Source organism: Fictibacillus sp. 18YEL24 (assembly GCF_015903855.1).
Taxonomy (GTDB): Bacteria; Bacillota; Bacilli; order Bacillales; family Fictibacillaceae; genus Fictibacillus; species Fictibacillus phosphorivorans_C.
Genome location: NZ_JACZDT010000001.1, coordinates 502,508 through 520,342, shown reverse-complemented (window position 1 = coordinate 520,342; position 17,835 = coordinate 502,508). Strand labels below are relative to the sequence as shown.

The following is a 17,835-nucleotide window of genomic DNA, read 5'->3' as shown; positions in this document are numbered from 1 at the left end:
CTTTTTTAAGGAAACGGGTGAGGATGTGGGTTCAGGTCTTCCGGTGATAAAGGTTGTTTGACATATCCGAGCTTCATCGGAACAGTGAACACCCGATTCAATCCTTGCAAGCGGGTCAGGTGATGCCCGAACGTCATTGGCAGCATGCCAGGTATGATTACTTTTACACAATGTAGACCGTTCCGTTTTAATTCTGGTCCGGTTTGATCAACAACGATCACTTCAAGATTTAGTTTCTTAAAGATATCTAGCACACCATTTAGGTCCTCTAACAAATCGGCAGTATGGTGAATAGGCTTGAATTCTTCTTCAAAGTCTCTAACTTTTCGTTTATCTAACAAAAAGTACAACCGTTTCTCTGCATCTTTTAAGCCGTAAACCATTGAGTGATCTTCCATATGACGCACCAGGTTAGAATCTCTATACATTTTTTCGTATTTTTTGCGGTCTTTAACAAAACTTTCTTCCATATTAAGAAGCATGCCAGATAGCTCCTGTACCGCACCTTTAGCTGCCTTAAGTGGATCAAGATGTGCACCTGCTGCAGAAAGCAGATTCAAACCATCTTCTTTTGTATTCTTTGCCATCGCCCAAATACTTGGAATTCCGTTTTCCGTTGTTGCATTGAATAAATGAATCTCAAAACCTGTCACATGCTGGATGCGCTGAACCATTAGCTGAAGCTCCGAATCATCTATCGATTTCATGTCAATCCGGGGGATAGGCAGTTCACCATACCAAGTCATGAGGAAAGCGTCGCGTTCTACAATCTCAAAAATCCCGTATAGAATGGCTTCTTCTAAACTTCCACCTACCGCACATCCGTTTGAGGTTTCATAAACGAATCCCTCTCCGCCACCCATGCTGTAATAGGCGAACGTTTCAGGAACTAAGATCGGCCGGTCCTCAGATAAGGAATAGCCCCACACCCAATGGATCGGTCGGTCTGGATCAAACGGTTGAAAAGGATAATGTGGCTGGTGATATTGTTCATGTGAATGAGTTCCAATCGATAGAGGATTGATCGCTACATTTTTCACTTTGTTGTAAGGTTCGTAGACGATCGTTCGTTTGCCTCGTGGCGCGTAACCGCAATAACGCTCAAGACCTTCTAAAATGCCTGATTGCTCGCTATGCAGGTATGAATGTGTCCTTCCTGCATTCAGTTCGTTACCAGAGAGCAGTGGAAGATTGACGACCGTGTCTGCGAAAGGAGAGATTAAATCATATCTTTTAAAATTAAGAAGACCTGTGCGGTTATCTAAATAATCACGGCTTAACACGTTTTGTAGTTCGTCTATCGAACGGCAACGATAGTTATCCCTTGAAATTTTCGGACTGGGTTGGAGCGAAATCTTGGCATGATCATCGGTATCAAGCGTTATGTCGCCGCATGTTTCACAATACGGATCTGGTAAAAAGAAGTGCTTTGTAACTTTAAATGTTCGTAGATGCATCATAAAGACGTGTTCAATTGCAAGTGCTGTGCCATGGTTCATGAAACGCTCTACCACATCACAAACTAGAGTAGCTGTTTGACAGAGTGCTAGATTTGTTGCCCAAGGATCTCGTGATAATTCTTGCTGTGACTTCTGATATTCTTTCATATGAAAATGCTCTCTACGATCTTGGCCGGTTATGAAAAAGCGAAGGTCTGCACATTGCGTGCACCCCGGTTGATCTGGACGAACGAAAGGTCCAACATGTGCTTCACCGAAAAAAACAAAACCACGCAGCCATGGAATGTTGCTGGCACGAAAAAAATATTCTGCCTTCACATGTTGATCTGGATTCCAGCTATCATGAAGAACTAACGCTAGCTTTTCGTGATTTGCAACCACATCTTCTACTGTTTTGTACCGAGAGATAGTATACGTTTCATTTAGTTGTTGGTAGACATCGTTTGCAAGACTACCATTTCCTATAAGAATAATTTTTTGAGTCATGATTGGACCTCCGAAGAGAGTGTGATTCCGAATAGGCCAGAGGTGTTGTCGTTTAAAATTGATTCTGCACTAAGGGTATAGAATTTTACGTTGGTCTTGTTGTTTTTTAATGTTTCTAGTGCTGATATTAGAGTTTCTATTGGTGGTACTTCTTCTGGTTCTGGAAGATTAATCGCTTTTAGTCTGCTGTGCGGGAGGATAGTAGATGCGATTACGCAGTTCATGCTAGAAACGTTTTCTTTATTTTGCCGGTGCATAAGAGCTCCTTGGAGTGCGTATTGTAATGCTAGTTTCTCATTAAGAGCGACACTTCCGTAGAACTTTTCATTTTGCTGCACCCAAACAACAGGAAAACCGCGAACTTTTCCTCCAAGATAGAGTGTTACTTCATCACCTAGTGTTGAGAGAGATTGAATCATAAACAAGGAATACGAGTCTTTTATCGAAGAAAGATCAATTTTCGCAGTAACTTGATAATTATTTTGAGATTGCATGAAAATTTCTTGCAGCCTGTTTTGAAGTGCTCTACTCATTCCTTCTGCTGCAGTACGTCCTGTTCCAACATTCATAGCTTCTGGTGTTTCTTGAAATAATCTTTTCACATATGTTTCGATTCCAGATAGACCCGCTTCTAGACGAGCATCTTCGTGTGTTCTGCCAGAGCATGTGATGATTGTTGGCGTGCTTTCCCCGAAAGGATCGGCCACTTTTACTTTGCATTGTGACAATGGTAGTTGGATTAAGTCTTGTTCTTCAAATATGTGAAAAATCCCAGTCTCACTAGAGGTAATTTGATAGAACAACGAATGAAGGTCAAGCTCTCGGTTTGCTGACTCTTTTAAAAACGAAAGAGGGTTATCCATATGCTCAACCTTCATTTTTTTGTTCACTAGAGGATGAGGAGAAACGTGATGCCAGCTTCCTTCCAACGTCTTCACGTTCAGATGATAGATGGCGTTTTCGTGATTTTCCTCCACACCGGTTATCTTCTTAAATAGCTCGAAAACAGCGACGTTCGCGAGCAACATAGAAACTGTACTTGAAGATGATGACGCAGAATTCTCACTGTTATCTCTATTCCTTAACCGTAAGAAAGCGGATCTCCAGCAGGCTGCAGAATCAGATATGATGAAAGGACCGACAAAAGCTTGATTGTTACGTAACGTTACGGGTAAAAACGATTTTGATTGGCTGCTGCAGATGTTTTGTATCATGGAAAGCTGTTCTGAATCTTCATTTTCATGGCCGTACAATACGTAATCAAAGTTCTTCAGATCATTTATAAATGTGTCAGGTTTTAACGGTGCGAGAGTAATGTTAGTTTCCGGATTTCTAGTTGTTGCGGTTTTTATAAAATCCTGAAGTTTCTTGATTTCACTTTGTTTCAAGTTCGTGTGAAGTATGGTGAACGCAGGAACCCCTGATTGTATGAGTGATTGTGTGAGTGAATAAAGAAGTGGACCGCAACCAATTACAGCGATCTTGGACTCCCGATAGTTTTGAAATCGGTGTGCACCCGAATGACTGAGATGGTCAATAAACTCAATCTGTGAAGCATATTTTTCTAAGACTGCAGTAGAAAGCTGGTGTGGAAGGTCCTGGCTCGTATCGCGAACAAAACCATTCGTGTATAACACCTCAGCAATCTTAAAGACTTGTTCTTTATAAGGATCTGGCAGGCCGTCCGTAATTTCCTCCAGAGATCGGTTGCCATCTAGCATGGGAATTAATTTTTCAAGCCATTGCTCTATCGTATTACCTTCCATTTGAATAGAAGTGATGTTATTACGGAGATATACGCCTCCATTATTTTGCGGATACACGAACGTGTCTCTGTTCATTTTCAAACACATTGAGAGAGTGACGCCTGGCATGATACCCCTCCTTAACCTAATGCTCATCATCTATGTCTATGGATTTTGCTTGTCCATTATGTCAATTCATCAATAGAGGATTGATTTAATGTAAATAAAAATGGATTTACCGTGAATATAAAACAAATTACCGTGAATATATTTCGGTTTACCGTGAAATTAATTGCAGTTACCGTGAATATAATTCGATATGTATTTATTGAAAATATATATTGCTATAGTTGTACGTTAGGGAGAGACGTTCGTATTTCCAACTGCTAGCAGAAACAACAAAATAGAGGACTGATGCTCAAAAACTTGAGCAAAGCCCCCTGAAATTTCTTCGAACAATGCATTTATCTGATTATCTGCCTCCGCAACGTCCGCCGCATCCACCGCAACGTCCAGCGCAACCGCCGCAACCGCCACAACGTCCAGCGCAGCCTCCACAACCGCCACAGCCTCCGCAACGACCAGCACAACCACCGCATCCGCCACAACCTGCGCAACCTCCACAAAAGTTAAAACAAATTCCGATTACACAGCCTGGAACGATAAGGCGAGGGTCTTGTGCTTGCTGTTCTTGGGGATGATGTGGCTGACCGCCACTAACTTGAAAGTCTCCAGTACTTAATCCATCCAAATTCCATTGGTGTTTATTGTCCAATACAAACACCTCCTTGTTTTTTGTCAGATCTAGAACGAGTAGAGAGTCTCTGCTCAAATTCCTCATAATAAAATATGGATACAGTTTGTCCGCCGTTACAGGATTGGGTGCTGGAAATAGAAACAGCCTGTGTTTGAGGTTAAACACAAGCTGAGAGCGAAGATATATGATTATAATGTGATGGTGAACGACTATTTTTGAGAAAAAGAGTTGCAGAAAGTCATTTTTTGCGTTTGAAAGAGAACAGTGAGTTGTAACTAGTAGAAAATGTGTAATTATGCTCCATTTTAGTGGCTTGTTCTTATCAACAATACATACCATATAGGGTATTCAACCACTTTATTCAAAAAATTTATAGCGTGAATCCATAAATTTCGTCAATAATTCCACGAGTTTGAATAATAATTCCACAAATTTCTATCGTTTATCGACGAGTTGCTATATCTCGACAAATTCTGCATGGGATATACCCCTTAGCTAAACCACTTAGTCACTCTATTCCCAACCTTTGCGATTGGAGAAAGTTTCATAATCACAACCAGTTTCATATTCGAACTCTTTACCAGTGCGAAGCTCATACGCTTCAGAAGCTAGATCCAATATGGGTTCACATGTATCGTTCCCAGGCATATGAATAGGGTTCTGTAATACCAATTCATAAAAGTCTCTACCATTAGTAATGACAGCGCATCGAAAGTATAAAAATAAATCAACCGAAAAATGCTTATTTTCGTCCTTATAGGAATAAACTCCAATGTTTCGTGCGTGTTCTTCTGTATCTAATTGAAAGAGTTTATAAGACAAGGTTTCTTCAAACTGCTTAATATTCCGTACACCTAGTCCTGCTAACTTCTGAATGGCAGCTTCTATATCTTCATCATCTACTAAAGAGATGATAGACCAAAACATTTCTTCACTCATCATTTTCTTAGGTACTTGAACTTTAGCGAGTGATTCTCTCGCCATTCGTTCTTCATCTTCCTGCATCTCTTTTTCAAAGTTTTCTCGATCATGTTCCCAGCGCCATTCATAATAAGCTTCTATTCCAGTTTCTTTATCCCAAACGCCACTATAACTGGGAAAGCGGCGTTCTTCTTTCATCTGAATATTACCAATTAAAATTAACTCTTTAGGTGGTTTACCATCAACAATAGATCCCGCCTTTTGCCCATCAAAGAAAAATCGATTTTGGACTAGCGTTTGTTTTAATTTTTCATCATCAATGTTAGGAAGTCTATCACTAATATAAGGAGTGGTTACGAGAGTTGTAGATGGATTCTGTTTATCAATAATTCTGATTGCTCCATAGCGGCTATCAGGCAACTTGACGGCATACACATTGCCAACAGTCATCGGAATATTTTTATTAGATTTAAACATACAAACCTCCTAATTAAACACATTTTATGGTTAAGCCTATTATATATTCATTTCTTCAATTTTGTGGGGGCCATGATTTGTAAAATCTCTCAATCATTACTCTCACATAACATTTACAACTCAATCACACTACCTAAAAATTCTCTTGCTACTCTTAATCTTGTAACAATTCAACATACAGAAATAACGGAGGGGTAGCAAAATGAGCTCTAAACAAGTAAATCGTCGCGATTTTATTAAGATTGGAGGAGCGAGCACGTTGGCATTAACACTAGGTTCGCTCGGTGATACATCCAACTTATTCACCGAAAAAGTGCATGCAGATCGAAAGGAAGAGAAGGTGTTAAAGTTTCATTCCGATGGCACTTTCAAGGTCGTGCAGTTTAATGATACGCAAGACGATGAGCGCATTGACCGTCGTACGATTGAGTTAATGGAAAAAGTGCTAGATGCTGAGAAGCCTGACTTTGTGGTACTGAACGGAGACGTAATTACGGGTGGATGTGATTCGGAACTCGAAATGAAACAGGCGATGAACAATGTTGCTGGGCCGATGGAAAAGAGAGGCATTAAGTGGGCCATTACATTCGGAAATCATGATGAAGATTCTACCCCAAAAAGCGGTGTGGATGAGAGTAAGATGCTAGCTTTCTACCAATCTTACAAACACAATGTGAACGATAAGGGAGCGAAACACATTACAGGAACTGGGAACATGAACCTTCTTGTTTGGGACACGAAAGGGAAGAAGCCCGCTTTTAATTTCTGGTTGATGGATAGTGGAAGATACGCACCAAAAGAGATTGCAGGTCAAAATTTTGAGGGTTATCCAACATGGGACTGGGTTCGTTTTGATCAAGTCAGCTGGTACAATGAAACGTCTCAAAAGATCGAAAACCGTTTTGGATTTAAGGTGCCTTCTCTCATGTTCATACATATCCCGTTATGGGAGCACCGTTATATGTGGTATTCGAGTGTAGATGGTCGAACAGAAGCTGATCATGCACGTGCTAAAAACAAACATCAGATTACAGGTGAGAGAAACGAAGATGAATGTCCGGGTCCGATCAATTCTGGCTTATTCTCAGCCATGCAGCATCGAGGCGATGTAAAAGGAGTCTTCTGTGGACATGACCACATTAACACGTATGCAGGAAACTATTATGGCATTATGCTCGGATATGGCGGAAGTGCTGGATTTGGAGCGTACGGACTTCCTGGTGACGAGAAGAATCGACTTCGTGGAGCTCGTGTTTTTAACTTGGACCTAAACCACGAAAATGTTTTAAAAGAAACACATATGGTGTTTGCGAAAGATTATGGCATCGATCTATCGCCAAACGATCAAAGCATGGATCCTGTTCCTCTCCCAGGAGAAAAACAGCCTGTGAAGCAATAGTAGAGTCACAAAAACAAATAATTATATTGTACTATAATGGTTTGCGATAAGAATTTTAGCCTTAAAAAACTAGACTATCCACCTATATCGATGGTCTAGATTATGTTTAATTACTAAATTGGTAATGCCAATCCGTAAAGACATGTTATAAAATTATAACGATTCAAAAAACTACATATTGGAGGATTTAAGCATGTTGAAGAAATCGATGTTGTGTTCGTTTGTTTTTACTCTGGTAATGTCTTTTGTCGTTGTTTCATCTGGTGATAACCAAAAGGCATGGGCGCTACCGCCAGGAACACCTACTAAATCTGCTGCACAATCTCAGTTGAACGCATTAGTGGTTAAGACAGAAGGTTCAATGACAGGCTATTCTCGCGATTTATTTCCACACTGGTCGAGTCAAGGCGGAGGATGTGATACACGTCAAGTTGTTCTTAAGCGTGATGCAGATTCGTTTAGCGGAAATTGTCCTGTGACATCAGGTAGTTGGTACAGCTATTATGACGGTGTAACGATTACAAATCCATCTGATCTTGATATTGATCATGTCGTGCCATTAGCTGAAGCTTGGCGTTCTGGAGCAAGCAGTTGGACGACTACAAAGCGTGAGGCTTTTGCAAACGACCTTACAGGACCACAACTTATTGCCGTAACGGCAAGTTCGAATCGATCAAAGGGGGACCAAGATCCATCAACTTGGAAGCCTACTCGTACTGCAGCTAATTGTGGATATGCAAAATGGTGGATTCAAACAAAGTACAACTGGGGTTTAAATCTTCAATCAGCGGAAAAAACACAACTTCAAAGCATGCTTAATACTTGCACGTATTAATAGAATTAGAGTATAAACATTGTATGAACTTGTTTTAAAGAAGGGAGCTACTCCAATGGAAGAGAAATCAACGGTCTTTACGGCAACTCATGGTGTAATGACTACAGAGGTCGGCGTGATCAGCGGGGAGCTCGAGCTTAAGACAAGTTGTAATGAAGAAGGTATTTTGAAGCTTGCTATCACTTATGCGGGAGCGGCAGAGTGGTATACGCTTCCTGGTGAAGAATATCGATTGCACGATCCACGCGATCACGATGTTATTCACCATATGCTGGCCAAAGTATTGGAACGCACTTAACACTTTTAATAGACAACAGTGGACCGTCTGAAAACAGGCGGTTCTTTTTTATTGAAAGCGAGAATGGTATATTAATATTTTGAAAAGTAATATGACGTACTTAAAGATTTAATAGAGGGAGGTTAGAGATGGTCACGAGAGAGGGTCTTGAAAATCAACAAATATGGATTTACGGTATCTCTTTGCTATTAGGTGGCTTTATCGGCCTCACGTTTGGAAGTTTCGGACCTAGACTCCAATTTACGATTTCTCCGCTAATCGCTATCCTTCTGTATGGAATGTTTGCACAAATTCCTTTTTTAAAGCTCAGAGAAGCTGCTTCAAATATAAGATTCATGCTCGCTTTATTAATCGGTAATTTTGTATGTGTACCCATCGTTGTATGGATCCTTACTTCTATTTTTCCTCAGTCCCCACCAATACTATTAGGAATATGCTTAGTTCTTCTCACTCCGTGTATTGATTATGTAATTGTTTTTACTCAGTTGGGAAAAGGAAATGAAAAATTGATGCTTGCGGCAACGCCACTTTTATTTGTAGTTCAATTGGTCTTGCTTCCTCTATATTTGTGGTTATTCATTGGGGAAGAGATGATAACGGTCGTGCATATACAACCATTTTTAGAAGCATTCTTTCTTTTGATTGTAATTCCCTTACTACTAGCAGTCCTAACACAATTGTGGGCGAAAAAACATCCGCTAGGTGTTCAAACATTAGAACTTACAGCTTGGTTACCTGTTCCGTTCATGGCTTTCGTCTTGATTGTAGTCGTTGCTTCGCAAATTGGAAAGGTCTACAGTGATTTTGATATCATCATTAACGTTGTTCCGATCTACGTCTTATTCTTAATCGTTATGCCAATTGTTTCTCGCTTGATCGCACGGGCATTTTCTTTAGATAATCGTGCAGGAAGAGCATTGATTTTTAGTATGGGAACAAGAAATTCACTAGTCGTTCTCCCACTAGCCCTTGCATTACCAGAGTCTTGGCGAACATTAGCTGCAGCGGTAATCGTAACGCAGACGATAGTTGAATTGATCGGTGAATTAATCTATATAAAAGTAGTGCCAAAAATGGATATTTAAAGATTCTTAGTAAAATGAGCACAGAAAAAAGGCAGGGAGTATATCCCTGCCTTTTTCACGTTTTCATCTTGCTAACAATTAGGGGTTAAGGTCTTGCATTATAAGTTTCGCGCGTTGAATGATAAAAGTGTGTGTATCTCTGCATTCTTTTTTTTTAGTTAGAAGTAAGTATGAGCAGGCGGTTGTACAAGCGGATTGGGAGCGAACGAATAAGATATGAAAGGTATGTCATGTAAATAGAAAAGGTGATCGTTAAAAATGAGTAAAGCAATAAGTCCTTTTTTCTTTAATTCGTTTCCTAAGAGCGGAACACATTTAATGTTTCAAATATTAACAGGTATTCATTCCATCACATTTGATCAAAATCTGCATCTTTATGAAGGTGTCTCAACACAGTTAGCAGAACATCAGCGTGAGTTAGAGAAGCTAAAAGAGAGCGAATTTTTGTCTGGACATATTTATTATTCCACATCATGGGAGAAGCTTCTTCAAGATCTCGATATGAAGCAAATCTTCCTCTACCGGGATTTGCGTGATGTGGTAGTTTCTTATAACTACTATATTGAGAAAGTAGATGCACCACTTCATCAATATTATCAAAAAAAGCAACTGTCTAAAAAAGAACGAATGTTATCAATCATAAGAGGGATTCCTGAATTAGGTCATCAAGATATTCATGATTGGTTTTCGGAATTTAAAGGGTGGTTAACGGCACCTAACGTGCTTTCGGTTAAATTTGAAGATTTATTAAGAAGTGAAGAATCTCTAGACCAATCGGTTCAGAAGATTGTAAAGTTTATTACAGAAGAGGAATCCGAAAACCTCGATCAAAATGTAATCGAACGTGCGAAAGAAAACATTTCGACTAAAGGCTCAGCTACTTTCAGAAAAGGTACGATCGGCAACTGGAAAGAAGAGTTCGACGATGAGATTACCACAGTTTTTAAAGAGACAGCTGGACAATTGCTTATTGAGTTAGGATATGAGAAGGATTTACTTTGGTAAAGAAGTATTTCTGCTATAACTTTAAAAAAATCGTAACGAAATTTGTTGCGGTTTTTTTCTTTTTTTAAAAAACGAGATTATTTACTTAAGTTATAAAACAGTTTTAAATACAAAATTTTTTATACCATCTATTTTTTAAGTGGTACAATAGTACAAAAGTAGGTAAAAATTTCAAAAAGGAGTGAACACGATGGGTTTAGTCTTGGAAAAGGATTATATAGAATACTTTACTAATAACAGAGAAGAGTTCCAAGAATCTTTATTAGCTGAAGCCCGAAATGTTCGTGGGAAAATCGAAGAAATATTGTTGGTAGGTAATATCGATTTATTGTCAAATGCTCATAAACTTGTGATGTACACCATCCAAGGTAAAGACCGTGAATTAGAAGAATTTGCAAAATTTGAAGGTGTATCGTGGGCATCCCATAGCCTGACGCTTGCATTTAAACTAGAATGGGTTCAAGCGATTCGAAGAACGGTCTGGAAGTACTTGCAAGAATTTAATAAATTGAACCAAATTGATTTAGAGGCTGAAAGTTTTTTTAATACGGAAAGACAAATTAATGACCGCATTGATAAATTTTTAAATGAACTATTCTTAAGTTATTCAGAGTACAAAGATAAGCTGATCGAGTCTCAGAAAACACTCGTTGATAATCTTTCTGTTCCAATTATTCCGATCACATCTAAGGTATGTGTGCTTCCGCTAATAGGAAATATTGATACATATCGATCAGATACGATTGAAGAGAAAGTTCTTTCGGAAATCAGCAGACTTCGTATTGGAACGTTAATTATAGATTTATCTGGTATTGCTCAAATGGAGACGGATGCGATTGAACGGATCATGAAAGTTATGGAAGGTGCGAACATGATGGGGTGTGAATCTGTAATTACTGGTCTACGTCCAGAAGTTGTACGCAAAATAACAAATATCGGATTATCTTTCGAAAGCAAAGCTCAGACAAAAGCTACACTTCAGCAAGCTTTAGAAGATTATTTAAGATAGAAAATTATTAGATGCATAGTTGTAAAGAGTGTACATTAGTGTACACCCTTTTTTGTATCATCTATTTTGATAGCGGGACTAGCTCTTTACGAAAATGAATGTCAGCAGCATCAGGAGTAGGTAATCCTTCCCAACGGAACAGTTCTTGGTATCCGTGACGTTCATAGAAGCCTGGTGCTTGAAAGGTGAAAGACGTAGTGAAGACGTGCGTGCAACCTCGTGTCAGAGCTTCATCTTCGAAATCTTGGAGTAGTTGTGAACCTAGTCCGTCTTTTCTAACATCTTCACGAACCCATGTCATTGCAATACCAGCAGCTACGCCCCAAGTCCAACCACTCATACCGGCTGCGAGTTCACCATGTTTATCTAAAATTTGCACTGTCAATTCTCGGGCAGCTGGAGTGCCAATCGTCGCTGCATGGTTCACTTTGTCTAATTCATCAGAAAGTCGCTGATCTAACTCGGCATTTCCTTCACCAATTAACACCTCGTAATGATCTTTCATTTGTATCCTCAACTCCTCGATTAGGTTTGATAAAAGAGAACGTTTATGTATGTAAACAGTATATCAAATGGATAAATCAAGTGGTTGATTAGATACGTTTTGTGAAAAAGGAGATTGGGTTAGACAGTCTAATCATACTGTTAGCCATATTTATGCTCATTTTAAGTAAAATGTACGATTAGCGGTAGTTATTTTCAAATTTTAGGTGGTGCAACTTCATTTATCGGTGGAAATTCATTAAACATAGGTGGTAAACATATCTTTACAGGTGGAAATCACTTATTTAGCGGCGAACGTGTAAGAAATATAAAAACACGTACCGTGAATAAAGATATCAAGTCTTAAAACAATAGCAAAACCCCCGATCACGATGGTCGGGGGTTCATATAAAAAGAGTAATTATCCTTTGAAATTACTTCTTTTTGCTTTTTTTCTTAGATTTCTTGTGCTTTTTATTGCAATCACATTTAGTTGGAGCACCAGGATCAATCACTTCTTTGATTACTTTCTCCTCATACACGTCACGGCGAACATATTTAATGTGTTCACGTTTTACACGAATGATCGGATGAACGAATGTGACTTCTTTCTCTGTGTATTTATCCTCAATGATATATACAGGATCACAACAGATTACTTTTTTCTTCTTTTTCTTACAATGCTTGTCTTTACCCAAGATAGCACCTCCTACATTTCATACTTTAGTAGATGCAGATAGAGGGTAAAATGATCTAGACAAGTCACTATTTTTATAAATTATAAGGTAAAGTCCTATTTTTAAACATCCCAAAAATCACTTAATTTCGCTGTGTCTTCTTTCTTTTTTACGATACTTAATACAATTCTCATTGTTGTGCCATCAGGTTTATAGGAAGGATCATCTAGCAGTTTCTGAACTTGGTAGGAAGGAAACTTACTGGCTTCTTGCAGCCATTGTAAATCTAAATTGTGTTTTTGAATCCACGTATTTAATTTTGTGTTCATCATTTTCTCTCCCATAGAATCTTTCTGTTTATAATATACCATTCCTTTAATTAAACTTCTACATATTTTGTACACAAGTTAAACAATTGATATTTAACTCTGTCTAGAGAGGTTTTAAACGTATTAAGTTGAATTTCTAATAAGGAATTTACCGAGTGTGGAGGACAAGTAACGATGAAGAATATTTATATTAAACTTCTAGAGAGACGTGATCTGCAAGCATTATTTGATATTGAAATAAGAAACAAGGCGTTTTTTCAGCAATATGCACCTGAGAGAGATTCGGATTTTTATTCTTTAGATGGTCAAGCAAGAAGATTGAAAGAGATAGAAGAGCGAAAAGAAAAAGGGTTAGGATACTCTTTTGGTATTTATCTTCATGACACACATGAATTAATCGGACAGATTGGTCTGTTCAAGATCGAAAGAGGACCGGCACAAAAAGGGATGGTTGGTTATTCTCTAGACAAAGACTATAACGGCAAAGGATATATGACCGAAGCTCTTCCCCTAATAATAGAGTTTGCGTTCAATGAGCTTAAACTTCATCGAATCGAAGCAGAAGTAATGCCTCATAATATCAGATCTATCAAATTATTAATAAAAGCTGGATTTCATAAAGAAGGAATTTCAAAGAAAAATGTGAAGATCAATGGCAGGTGGGAAGATCACCAGGTTCTTGCCATTCTTAATGAAGAGGATAAAGATATTTAATATGTAAGAAGAGCAGGCTGTAAACGTCGTTCGTTACAGCCTGCGTCATACTTCTTAATGAAATGGTTGAGAATCGTTACGTTTATTCATTTCAATTTCGCCGTTTTCGGCCATCATTAACTTATTTACATATGCGGCGTGCGCTAGTTCATATCTTACTCGTTTGCTTGCATCCACAAAATGAGCTTCTCTTACGATTCCTGAGACAGAATACCTGTGTCCTTTGTAATCGACGTTTAATTCGGTAATTTGATTAAATTTAAAACTTTCCACAGGCTTACCGTCTAGATCTGTTAAGAGGTACTCACTATATTTCTCGTTGCACGTTTTCGCCACTTCCTCCATAACTTTAAACGCCTCGTCGGGGTTTTGTCTGTAGTTAAGGATAAGACTTTCGTTCACTCGCCGCATCCCACGGTTTCCGTTTTGAAGCTCGTTGATGCTTCCATAAGAAACAGTGTATAGATAACCGTCGTATTGACGAATCTTCAGGTGACGCACACTTATTTCCTCAATTTTCCCCTGCTTGTTACCGTTGATAATTACATAATCACCGAGGTTGATCTGCCGTTCAAACAAGTAGGCTAGTCCCATAATATAATCACGAATGATATGTTGGAAGATCAATGCGAGCGCACCGGCTACAACAACTGAACCTGTAACAAGTCTTGTTAGATCGAAGAAATGACTTAATACGTAAATGAAGAAGAACACCAAACCGAGCACCTTGAGAACTTGATCTGTAAAATGCATCAACGTCTCTTCACGATTTTCATCTAGAAAACTTGTCTTATCAAAGAAAAGCTGAACAGATTTTCTAATAAAATACACGGTGACTACAATTAATAAAGCTACGATTAAAATTTTTACAGGTAATTTGTTAAATAATTCTAAGTTAAACATTCTTTCAACTCCCACTCTTACTATACCAATAGAATACGAAAAATAAGCAAATTTATTTTATAATATCCAATGGATTTTAAAAGGTTAGGGGAGAAAGGTCAAACAAGGAAATTATGAAATCAACAATGTGTGTATACAAAAAGACTTCAAGCGGGAAGTCTTTTTGCTGGTTAAATATTTATTTCTAAGCAGGAGTTAAAATAAATTGTTCGGTTTCTTGGATTGCGATTAATTGATAGATATGGCTTTTCAATTCTTGTCTGATTTCAATGGGAATAGTTAGTCTTCCTTTTACACCTATAATGGGAGTAAATTGTCTTTCGCGCATCTTATCAATGATGATTATTCCATCTTTAACATCAACGCCTACTTTTTCTCCAACCTGAAACTGAAATTCTTCTCGCCATACAACAGGGATGTGAAAATATCCTTTCTTGTTGTCATAAAATTTATTTAGTACAACTGACATCATGTCACCCCAATAATAAATTCCAAATTATGTATACTTATACTAACTTGTTTATTTTTATAAATATTACCATAATATCTCTGTAATCTTCAATATTTTTTGATTTAACAGAATATGTTTAGGGAGGGGTGTAGAGAGATAGCAGGGAGTATTTTAATATGCAAAAAGTGGATGATTATGATGTCCATCCACTTTCCTAGAATAGGGTAGAAATAATAAAAATCCTAAATATTTAAATATCTTTTAAAGAAGTTACAACATCACCTTGTATCGGTTCATAATCACCATGAAAAAGAATACGAATAGATTTTCCGTTGTAGTGGTAGGGTGAATTCATGACTTGAAAATGAATATGTGGCTCAGATGAATTTCCTGAATTTCCACAGTATCCTACTAACTGACTTTGTTTGATCATTTGGCCTTCCTTTACAACAATTGAATTTTGCTTGAAGTGAGCAATGAGGCTATACTCGTCGTTTGCATGTTGAATGATTATATAGTTACCTTCTGGATTAGAAACATTCGTTGATCCAAATTCGTTATCCACGATAGAATTTACAACTTTTACGACTCTTCCGTCACATGGAGCTACTACTTCTTTATTAAACGCGTAAAAATCTTCATTTAATGTTGGAGTGCCTCTATAGGATTGTCCATCCTTTACAATTACAAGATCATAAGCATATCGCTGCTCTTCGATCTCATAGTGATAATTGATGAAATGATTGGCACCTCCCCAAAATACAAACCATTCATCTTGTATTGGCATCATGTAAGTATTCTTCGAAAGCTGATTGTCTGTTTCAGGATAGGTTTCAAATGGGGCAAGTAAGAGGCTTTGAATAATATCTTCTGAATCGAAAGTTACACTGATTGCTTTTATTCCTTCGTTATCTAGCCATAAATAATGTCTTAAATGATCTGTAAGCCGTGTTTCCGATTCCAACGAATAATGCTGAACGCCAGAATTAAAGGAAGAAGATAACTCCATAAATTGTTCGATCGTAATCATATCTTTAAAATTACTCGCAGTGTGATTATAAATCGCTTGAAATTCTCCTTTTAAGAATTTAGCACCAAACGTTTCTCCTGTTATACACCGTTGTAAGTTGTTCACTAAACCATCCTCTCAGTAAATGAATACTTTTCTTAATAGTAGTACATTTATTTTACCACTGAATACCAATTAATGTTAATTTAGAGAAGGATCCACAAAAACTTTCAACACATAATAGGAGAGGTAAAATTTGAAGAATATTCATAAGGGAAGACATGTGGCAGCGGTTGAGGGAGACTTTGTTGTTTTTGTAATTGGTATGCGAGTGAATAAGCTGCTTTCATTTTCTAAGTGGATACCTGTTTTTAAAGCCATGGGTCCTATGATAAGAGAACTTTATCAAAACCCTGAGCTTGGTTTTTTACATACAGAATTTCATTTTAGTTGGAGAAGAGTAAAACTGATTCAATATTGGAAAAGCTTTGATCAACTCGAAGCATATGCACACGGTAGAACTCACTTGGTAGCTTGGAAAGCTTTCAACAAGAATATAGGTGACGATGGAAGTGTTGGTATCTTTCATGAAAGCTACAAAATTGAAAAAAGGAGTGCAGAAGCCATTTATAACAATATGCCAAGAATTGGACTTGGAAAAGCTTATTCGTTGGCCACCGTAACGAAAAACACTCAAAGGGCTAGAGAAAGAATGAACAGTTAATAGTGTAGATCTATCCATACAGGGTAGATCTTTTTTTATTTTTCTAATAAACACTTGAAACTGACGTTACGTTATTTTGTATACTTTTAATTAATGACTTATACGTAGAGGATGATGAGATGAAACGTGAGGATGTTGTGATCTATGGGTGTGTTATCATCGGAGCAGGTGTTGGTTTGATGATGGATCAAGCGTTGATAGGTGTGCTTATCGGTCTAGGAACTGGATACTTGCTGAGTTTATTTTCCAATAAATAGAAAATGTTAGTTGTAGATATGTATCTTGAAAGGAGGGAGATTCATTGCTTCATATTCATAAGGTAAGTGAAATGACTGGTGTTACTGTAAGAACACTTCGTCACTATGATCACATCGGCTTATTACAATCATCATCCAAAACAGAAGGTGGTCACCGTTTATATAACCATACTGACTTGAAGAAGCTACAGCAAATTCAATTCATGAAGAAAATCGGTTTTCGTTTGAACGAGATTAAGAATATGTTGAATTCTAGTGACTGGGATTGGTCAGATAGTTTAAAGAAGCAACTCTCTTATGTAAAAAAAGAACAAGAAAGTTTAAGTAAGATAGAGAGTACTCTAAGAGAATTGATTCACGGAATGGCGATGGAAGATGAGAGTAATGAAATCGCCATCCAAAAAGTCATGCAATTAGCTAATAATGATAAAGAACTACAAGAAAGATATAGAAAATCTATGTTTGAAGAAAGAGAATTAAAGCTTTGGAAGAAGGTCCCGAACATGACTAGCGACCAACCAGATACTTTAGAATGGATTGCTCTTATTGGACAGTTGAAGCGGTTTATTCATGAGGATCCAGGCTGTTCAAATGTTCAAAATATCATTAGAAGAATGGATGAAAAAAGAGCAGAAACATTTGGTGGTGAAACAGAGTTTCTAGATAAGCTGTGGGACGTGCGTATGTCTGAAAAACAGTCAGAACAATTAGGCTTATACCCCATTGATCAAGATGTACTGGAATATATGAACGCTGCTTATGAGATCTTTATAGGGAAAAAGGGTTAAGCTCATTCTGAATAGAGGGGGAA

20 protein-coding genes are annotated in these 17,835 nt (G+C 37.9%); 10 read left to right on the top strand and 10 right to left on the bottom strand.

The window, feature by feature from the left end:
• Nucleotides 1-5 precede the first annotated feature (5 nt).
• The 4 genes from HU823_RS02575 to HU823_RS02560 all read right to left on the bottom strand — a co-directional run bounded on the left by HU823_RS02575 (nt 6) and on the right by HU823_RS02560 (nt 5,846).
• Nucleotides 6-1,946 (bottom strand): TOMM precursor leader peptide-binding protein, encoded by a 1,941-nt coding sequence (locus HU823_RS02575; protein WP_197221039.1) that lies wholly within the window; start codon nt 1,944-1,946, stop codon nt 6-8.
• On the bottom strand, nt 1,943-3,820 hold the full coding sequence (locus tag HU823_RS02570; RefSeq protein ID WP_197221038.1) for a bacteriocin maturation protein: 1,878 nt from the start codon (nt 3,818-3,820) through the stop codon (nt 1,943-1,945). Before HU823_RS02570 ends, HU823_RS02575 begins: the two co-directional genes overlap by 4 nt.
• Nucleotides 3,821-4,163: 343 nt before the next feature.
• Nucleotides 4,164-4,466, bottom strand: coding sequence for a hypothetical protein (locus HU823_RS02565; protein WP_082861388.1), 303 nt, complete (start codon nt 4,464-4,466; stop codon nt 4,164-4,166).
• A 495-nt stretch (nt 4,467-4,961) separates the two neighbouring features.
• Complete coding sequence (locus HU823_RS02560) at nt 4,962-5,846, bottom strand: DUF4240 domain-containing protein (RefSeq protein WP_197221037.1); 885 nt, start codon at nt 5,844-5,846, stop codon at nt 4,962-4,964.
• A gap of 202 nt (nt 5,847-6,048) precedes the next feature.
• Here HU823_RS02560 and HU823_RS02555 point away from each other — a divergent pair, with 202 nt between their 5' ends.
• The 6 genes from HU823_RS02555 (at nt 6,049) to HU823_RS02530 (ending at nt 11,477) form a co-directional block, all read left to right on the top strand.
• Nucleotides 6,049-7,245 carry a metallophosphoesterase gene (locus HU823_RS02555; RefSeq protein WP_197221036.1) on the top strand — a complete coding sequence of 399 codons (1,197 nt, stop codon included), beginning with the start codon at nt 6,049-6,051 and terminating at the stop codon, nt 7,243-7,245.
• 193 nt (nt 7,246-7,438) lie between these two features.
• Nucleotides 7,439-8,080 carry an HNH endonuclease family protein gene (locus HU823_RS02550; protein ID WP_197221035.1) on the top strand — a complete coding sequence of 214 codons (642 nt, stop codon included), beginning with the start codon at nt 7,439-7,441 and terminating at the stop codon, nt 8,078-8,080.
• Between the two features lie 19 nt (nt 8,081-8,099).
• Nucleotides 8,100-8,378 (top strand): hypothetical protein, encoded by a 279-nt coding sequence (locus tag HU823_RS02545; protein ID WP_231607242.1) that lies wholly within the window; start codon nt 8,100-8,102, stop codon nt 8,376-8,378.
• A gap of 128 nt (nt 8,379-8,506) precedes the next feature.
• On the top strand, nt 8,507-9,463 hold the full coding sequence (locus HU823_RS02540) for an arsenic resistance protein (protein WP_197221034.1): 957 nt from the start codon (nt 8,507-8,509) through the stop codon (nt 9,461-9,463).
• Nucleotides 9,464-9,721: 258 nt separating this feature from the next.
• Nucleotides 9,722-10,468: a sulfotransferase domain-containing protein gene (locus tag HU823_RS02535; RefSeq protein ID WP_197221033.1), complete on the top strand. Its 747-nt coding sequence runs from the start codon at nt 9,722-9,724 to the stop codon at nt 10,466-10,468.
• A gap of 190 nt (nt 10,469-10,658) precedes the next feature.
• Entirely contained in the window at nt 10,659-11,477 is an 819-nt protein-coding gene (locus HU823_RS02530) for an STAS domain-containing protein (protein WP_197221032.1), read from the top strand.
• Nucleotides 11,478-11,538: 61 nt separating this feature from the next.
• Here HU823_RS02530 and HU823_RS02525 read toward each other — a convergent pair whose 3' ends face one another.
• From HU823_RS02525 to HU823_RS02515, 3 genes are all read right to left on the bottom strand, one after another.
• Entirely contained in the window at nt 11,539-11,982 is a 444-nt protein-coding gene (locus HU823_RS02525) for a GNAT family N-acetyltransferase (RefSeq protein WP_197221031.1), read from the bottom strand.
• Nucleotides 11,983-12,394: 412 nt separating this feature from the next.
• Complete coding sequence (locus HU823_RS02520) at nt 12,395-12,658, bottom strand: hypothetical protein (protein ID WP_144699798.1); 264 nt, start codon at nt 12,656-12,658, stop codon at nt 12,395-12,397.
• 101 nt (nt 12,659-12,759) lie between these two features.
• A complete protein-coding gene (locus HU823_RS02515) occupies nt 12,760-12,966 on the bottom strand; it encodes a hypothetical protein (protein WP_137789287.1) in 207 nt (68 codons plus the stop codon).
• 174 nt (nt 12,967-13,140) lie between these two features.
• Here HU823_RS02515 and HU823_RS02510 point away from each other — a divergent pair, with 174 nt between their 5' ends.
• The gene (locus tag HU823_RS02510) at nt 13,141-13,680 is read left to right on the top strand and encodes a GNAT family N-acetyltransferase (RefSeq protein WP_197221030.1); all 540 of its coding nucleotides are present in this window, start codon (nt 13,141-13,143) and stop codon (nt 13,678-13,680) included.
• Nucleotides 13,681-13,734: 54 nt separating this feature from the next.
• On the opposite strand, the gene HU823_RS02505 is transcribed toward HU823_RS02510, so the two are convergent.
• The 3 genes from HU823_RS02505 to HU823_RS22240 all read right to left on the bottom strand — a co-directional run bounded on the left by HU823_RS02505 (nt 13,735) and on the right by HU823_RS22240 (nt 16,169).
• Nucleotides 13,735-14,583 carry a mechanosensitive ion channel family protein gene (locus HU823_RS02505; RefSeq protein WP_197221029.1) on the bottom strand — a complete coding sequence of 283 codons (849 nt, stop codon included), beginning with the start codon at nt 14,581-14,583 and terminating at the stop codon, nt 13,735-13,737.
• Between the two features lie 184 nt (nt 14,584-14,767).
• Nucleotides 14,768-15,052 (bottom strand): hypothetical protein, encoded by a 285-nt coding sequence (locus HU823_RS02500; RefSeq protein WP_144699804.1) that lies wholly within the window; start codon nt 15,050-15,052, stop codon nt 14,768-14,770.
• A gap of 232 nt (nt 15,053-15,284) precedes the next feature.
• A complete protein-coding gene (locus HU823_RS22240) occupies nt 15,285-16,169 on the bottom strand; it encodes a M23 family metallopeptidase (RefSeq protein WP_370630008.1) in 885 nt (294 codons plus the stop codon).
• 130 nt (nt 16,170-16,299) lie between these two features.
• On the opposite strand from HU823_RS22240, the gene HU823_RS02490 reads away from it, so the two are divergent.
• From HU823_RS02490 to HU823_RS02480, 3 genes are all read left to right on the top strand, one after another.
• A complete protein-coding gene (locus tag HU823_RS02490) occupies nt 16,300-16,767 on the top strand; it encodes a DUF4188 domain-containing protein (RefSeq protein WP_197221028.1) in 468 nt (155 codons plus the stop codon).
• 119 nt (nt 16,768-16,886) lie between these two features.
• Nucleotides 16,887-17,024 carry a hypothetical protein gene (locus tag HU823_RS02485; protein WP_186320502.1) on the top strand — a complete coding sequence of 46 codons (138 nt, stop codon included), beginning with the start codon at nt 16,887-16,889 and terminating at the stop codon, nt 17,022-17,024.
• A 44-nt stretch (nt 17,025-17,068) separates the two neighbouring features.
• On the top strand, nt 17,069-17,812 hold the full coding sequence (locus HU823_RS02480) for a MerR family transcriptional regulator (protein ID WP_144699808.1): 744 nt from the start codon (nt 17,069-17,071) through the stop codon (nt 17,810-17,812).
• The last annotated feature ends 23 nt before the right edge of the window (nt 17,813-17,835 follow it).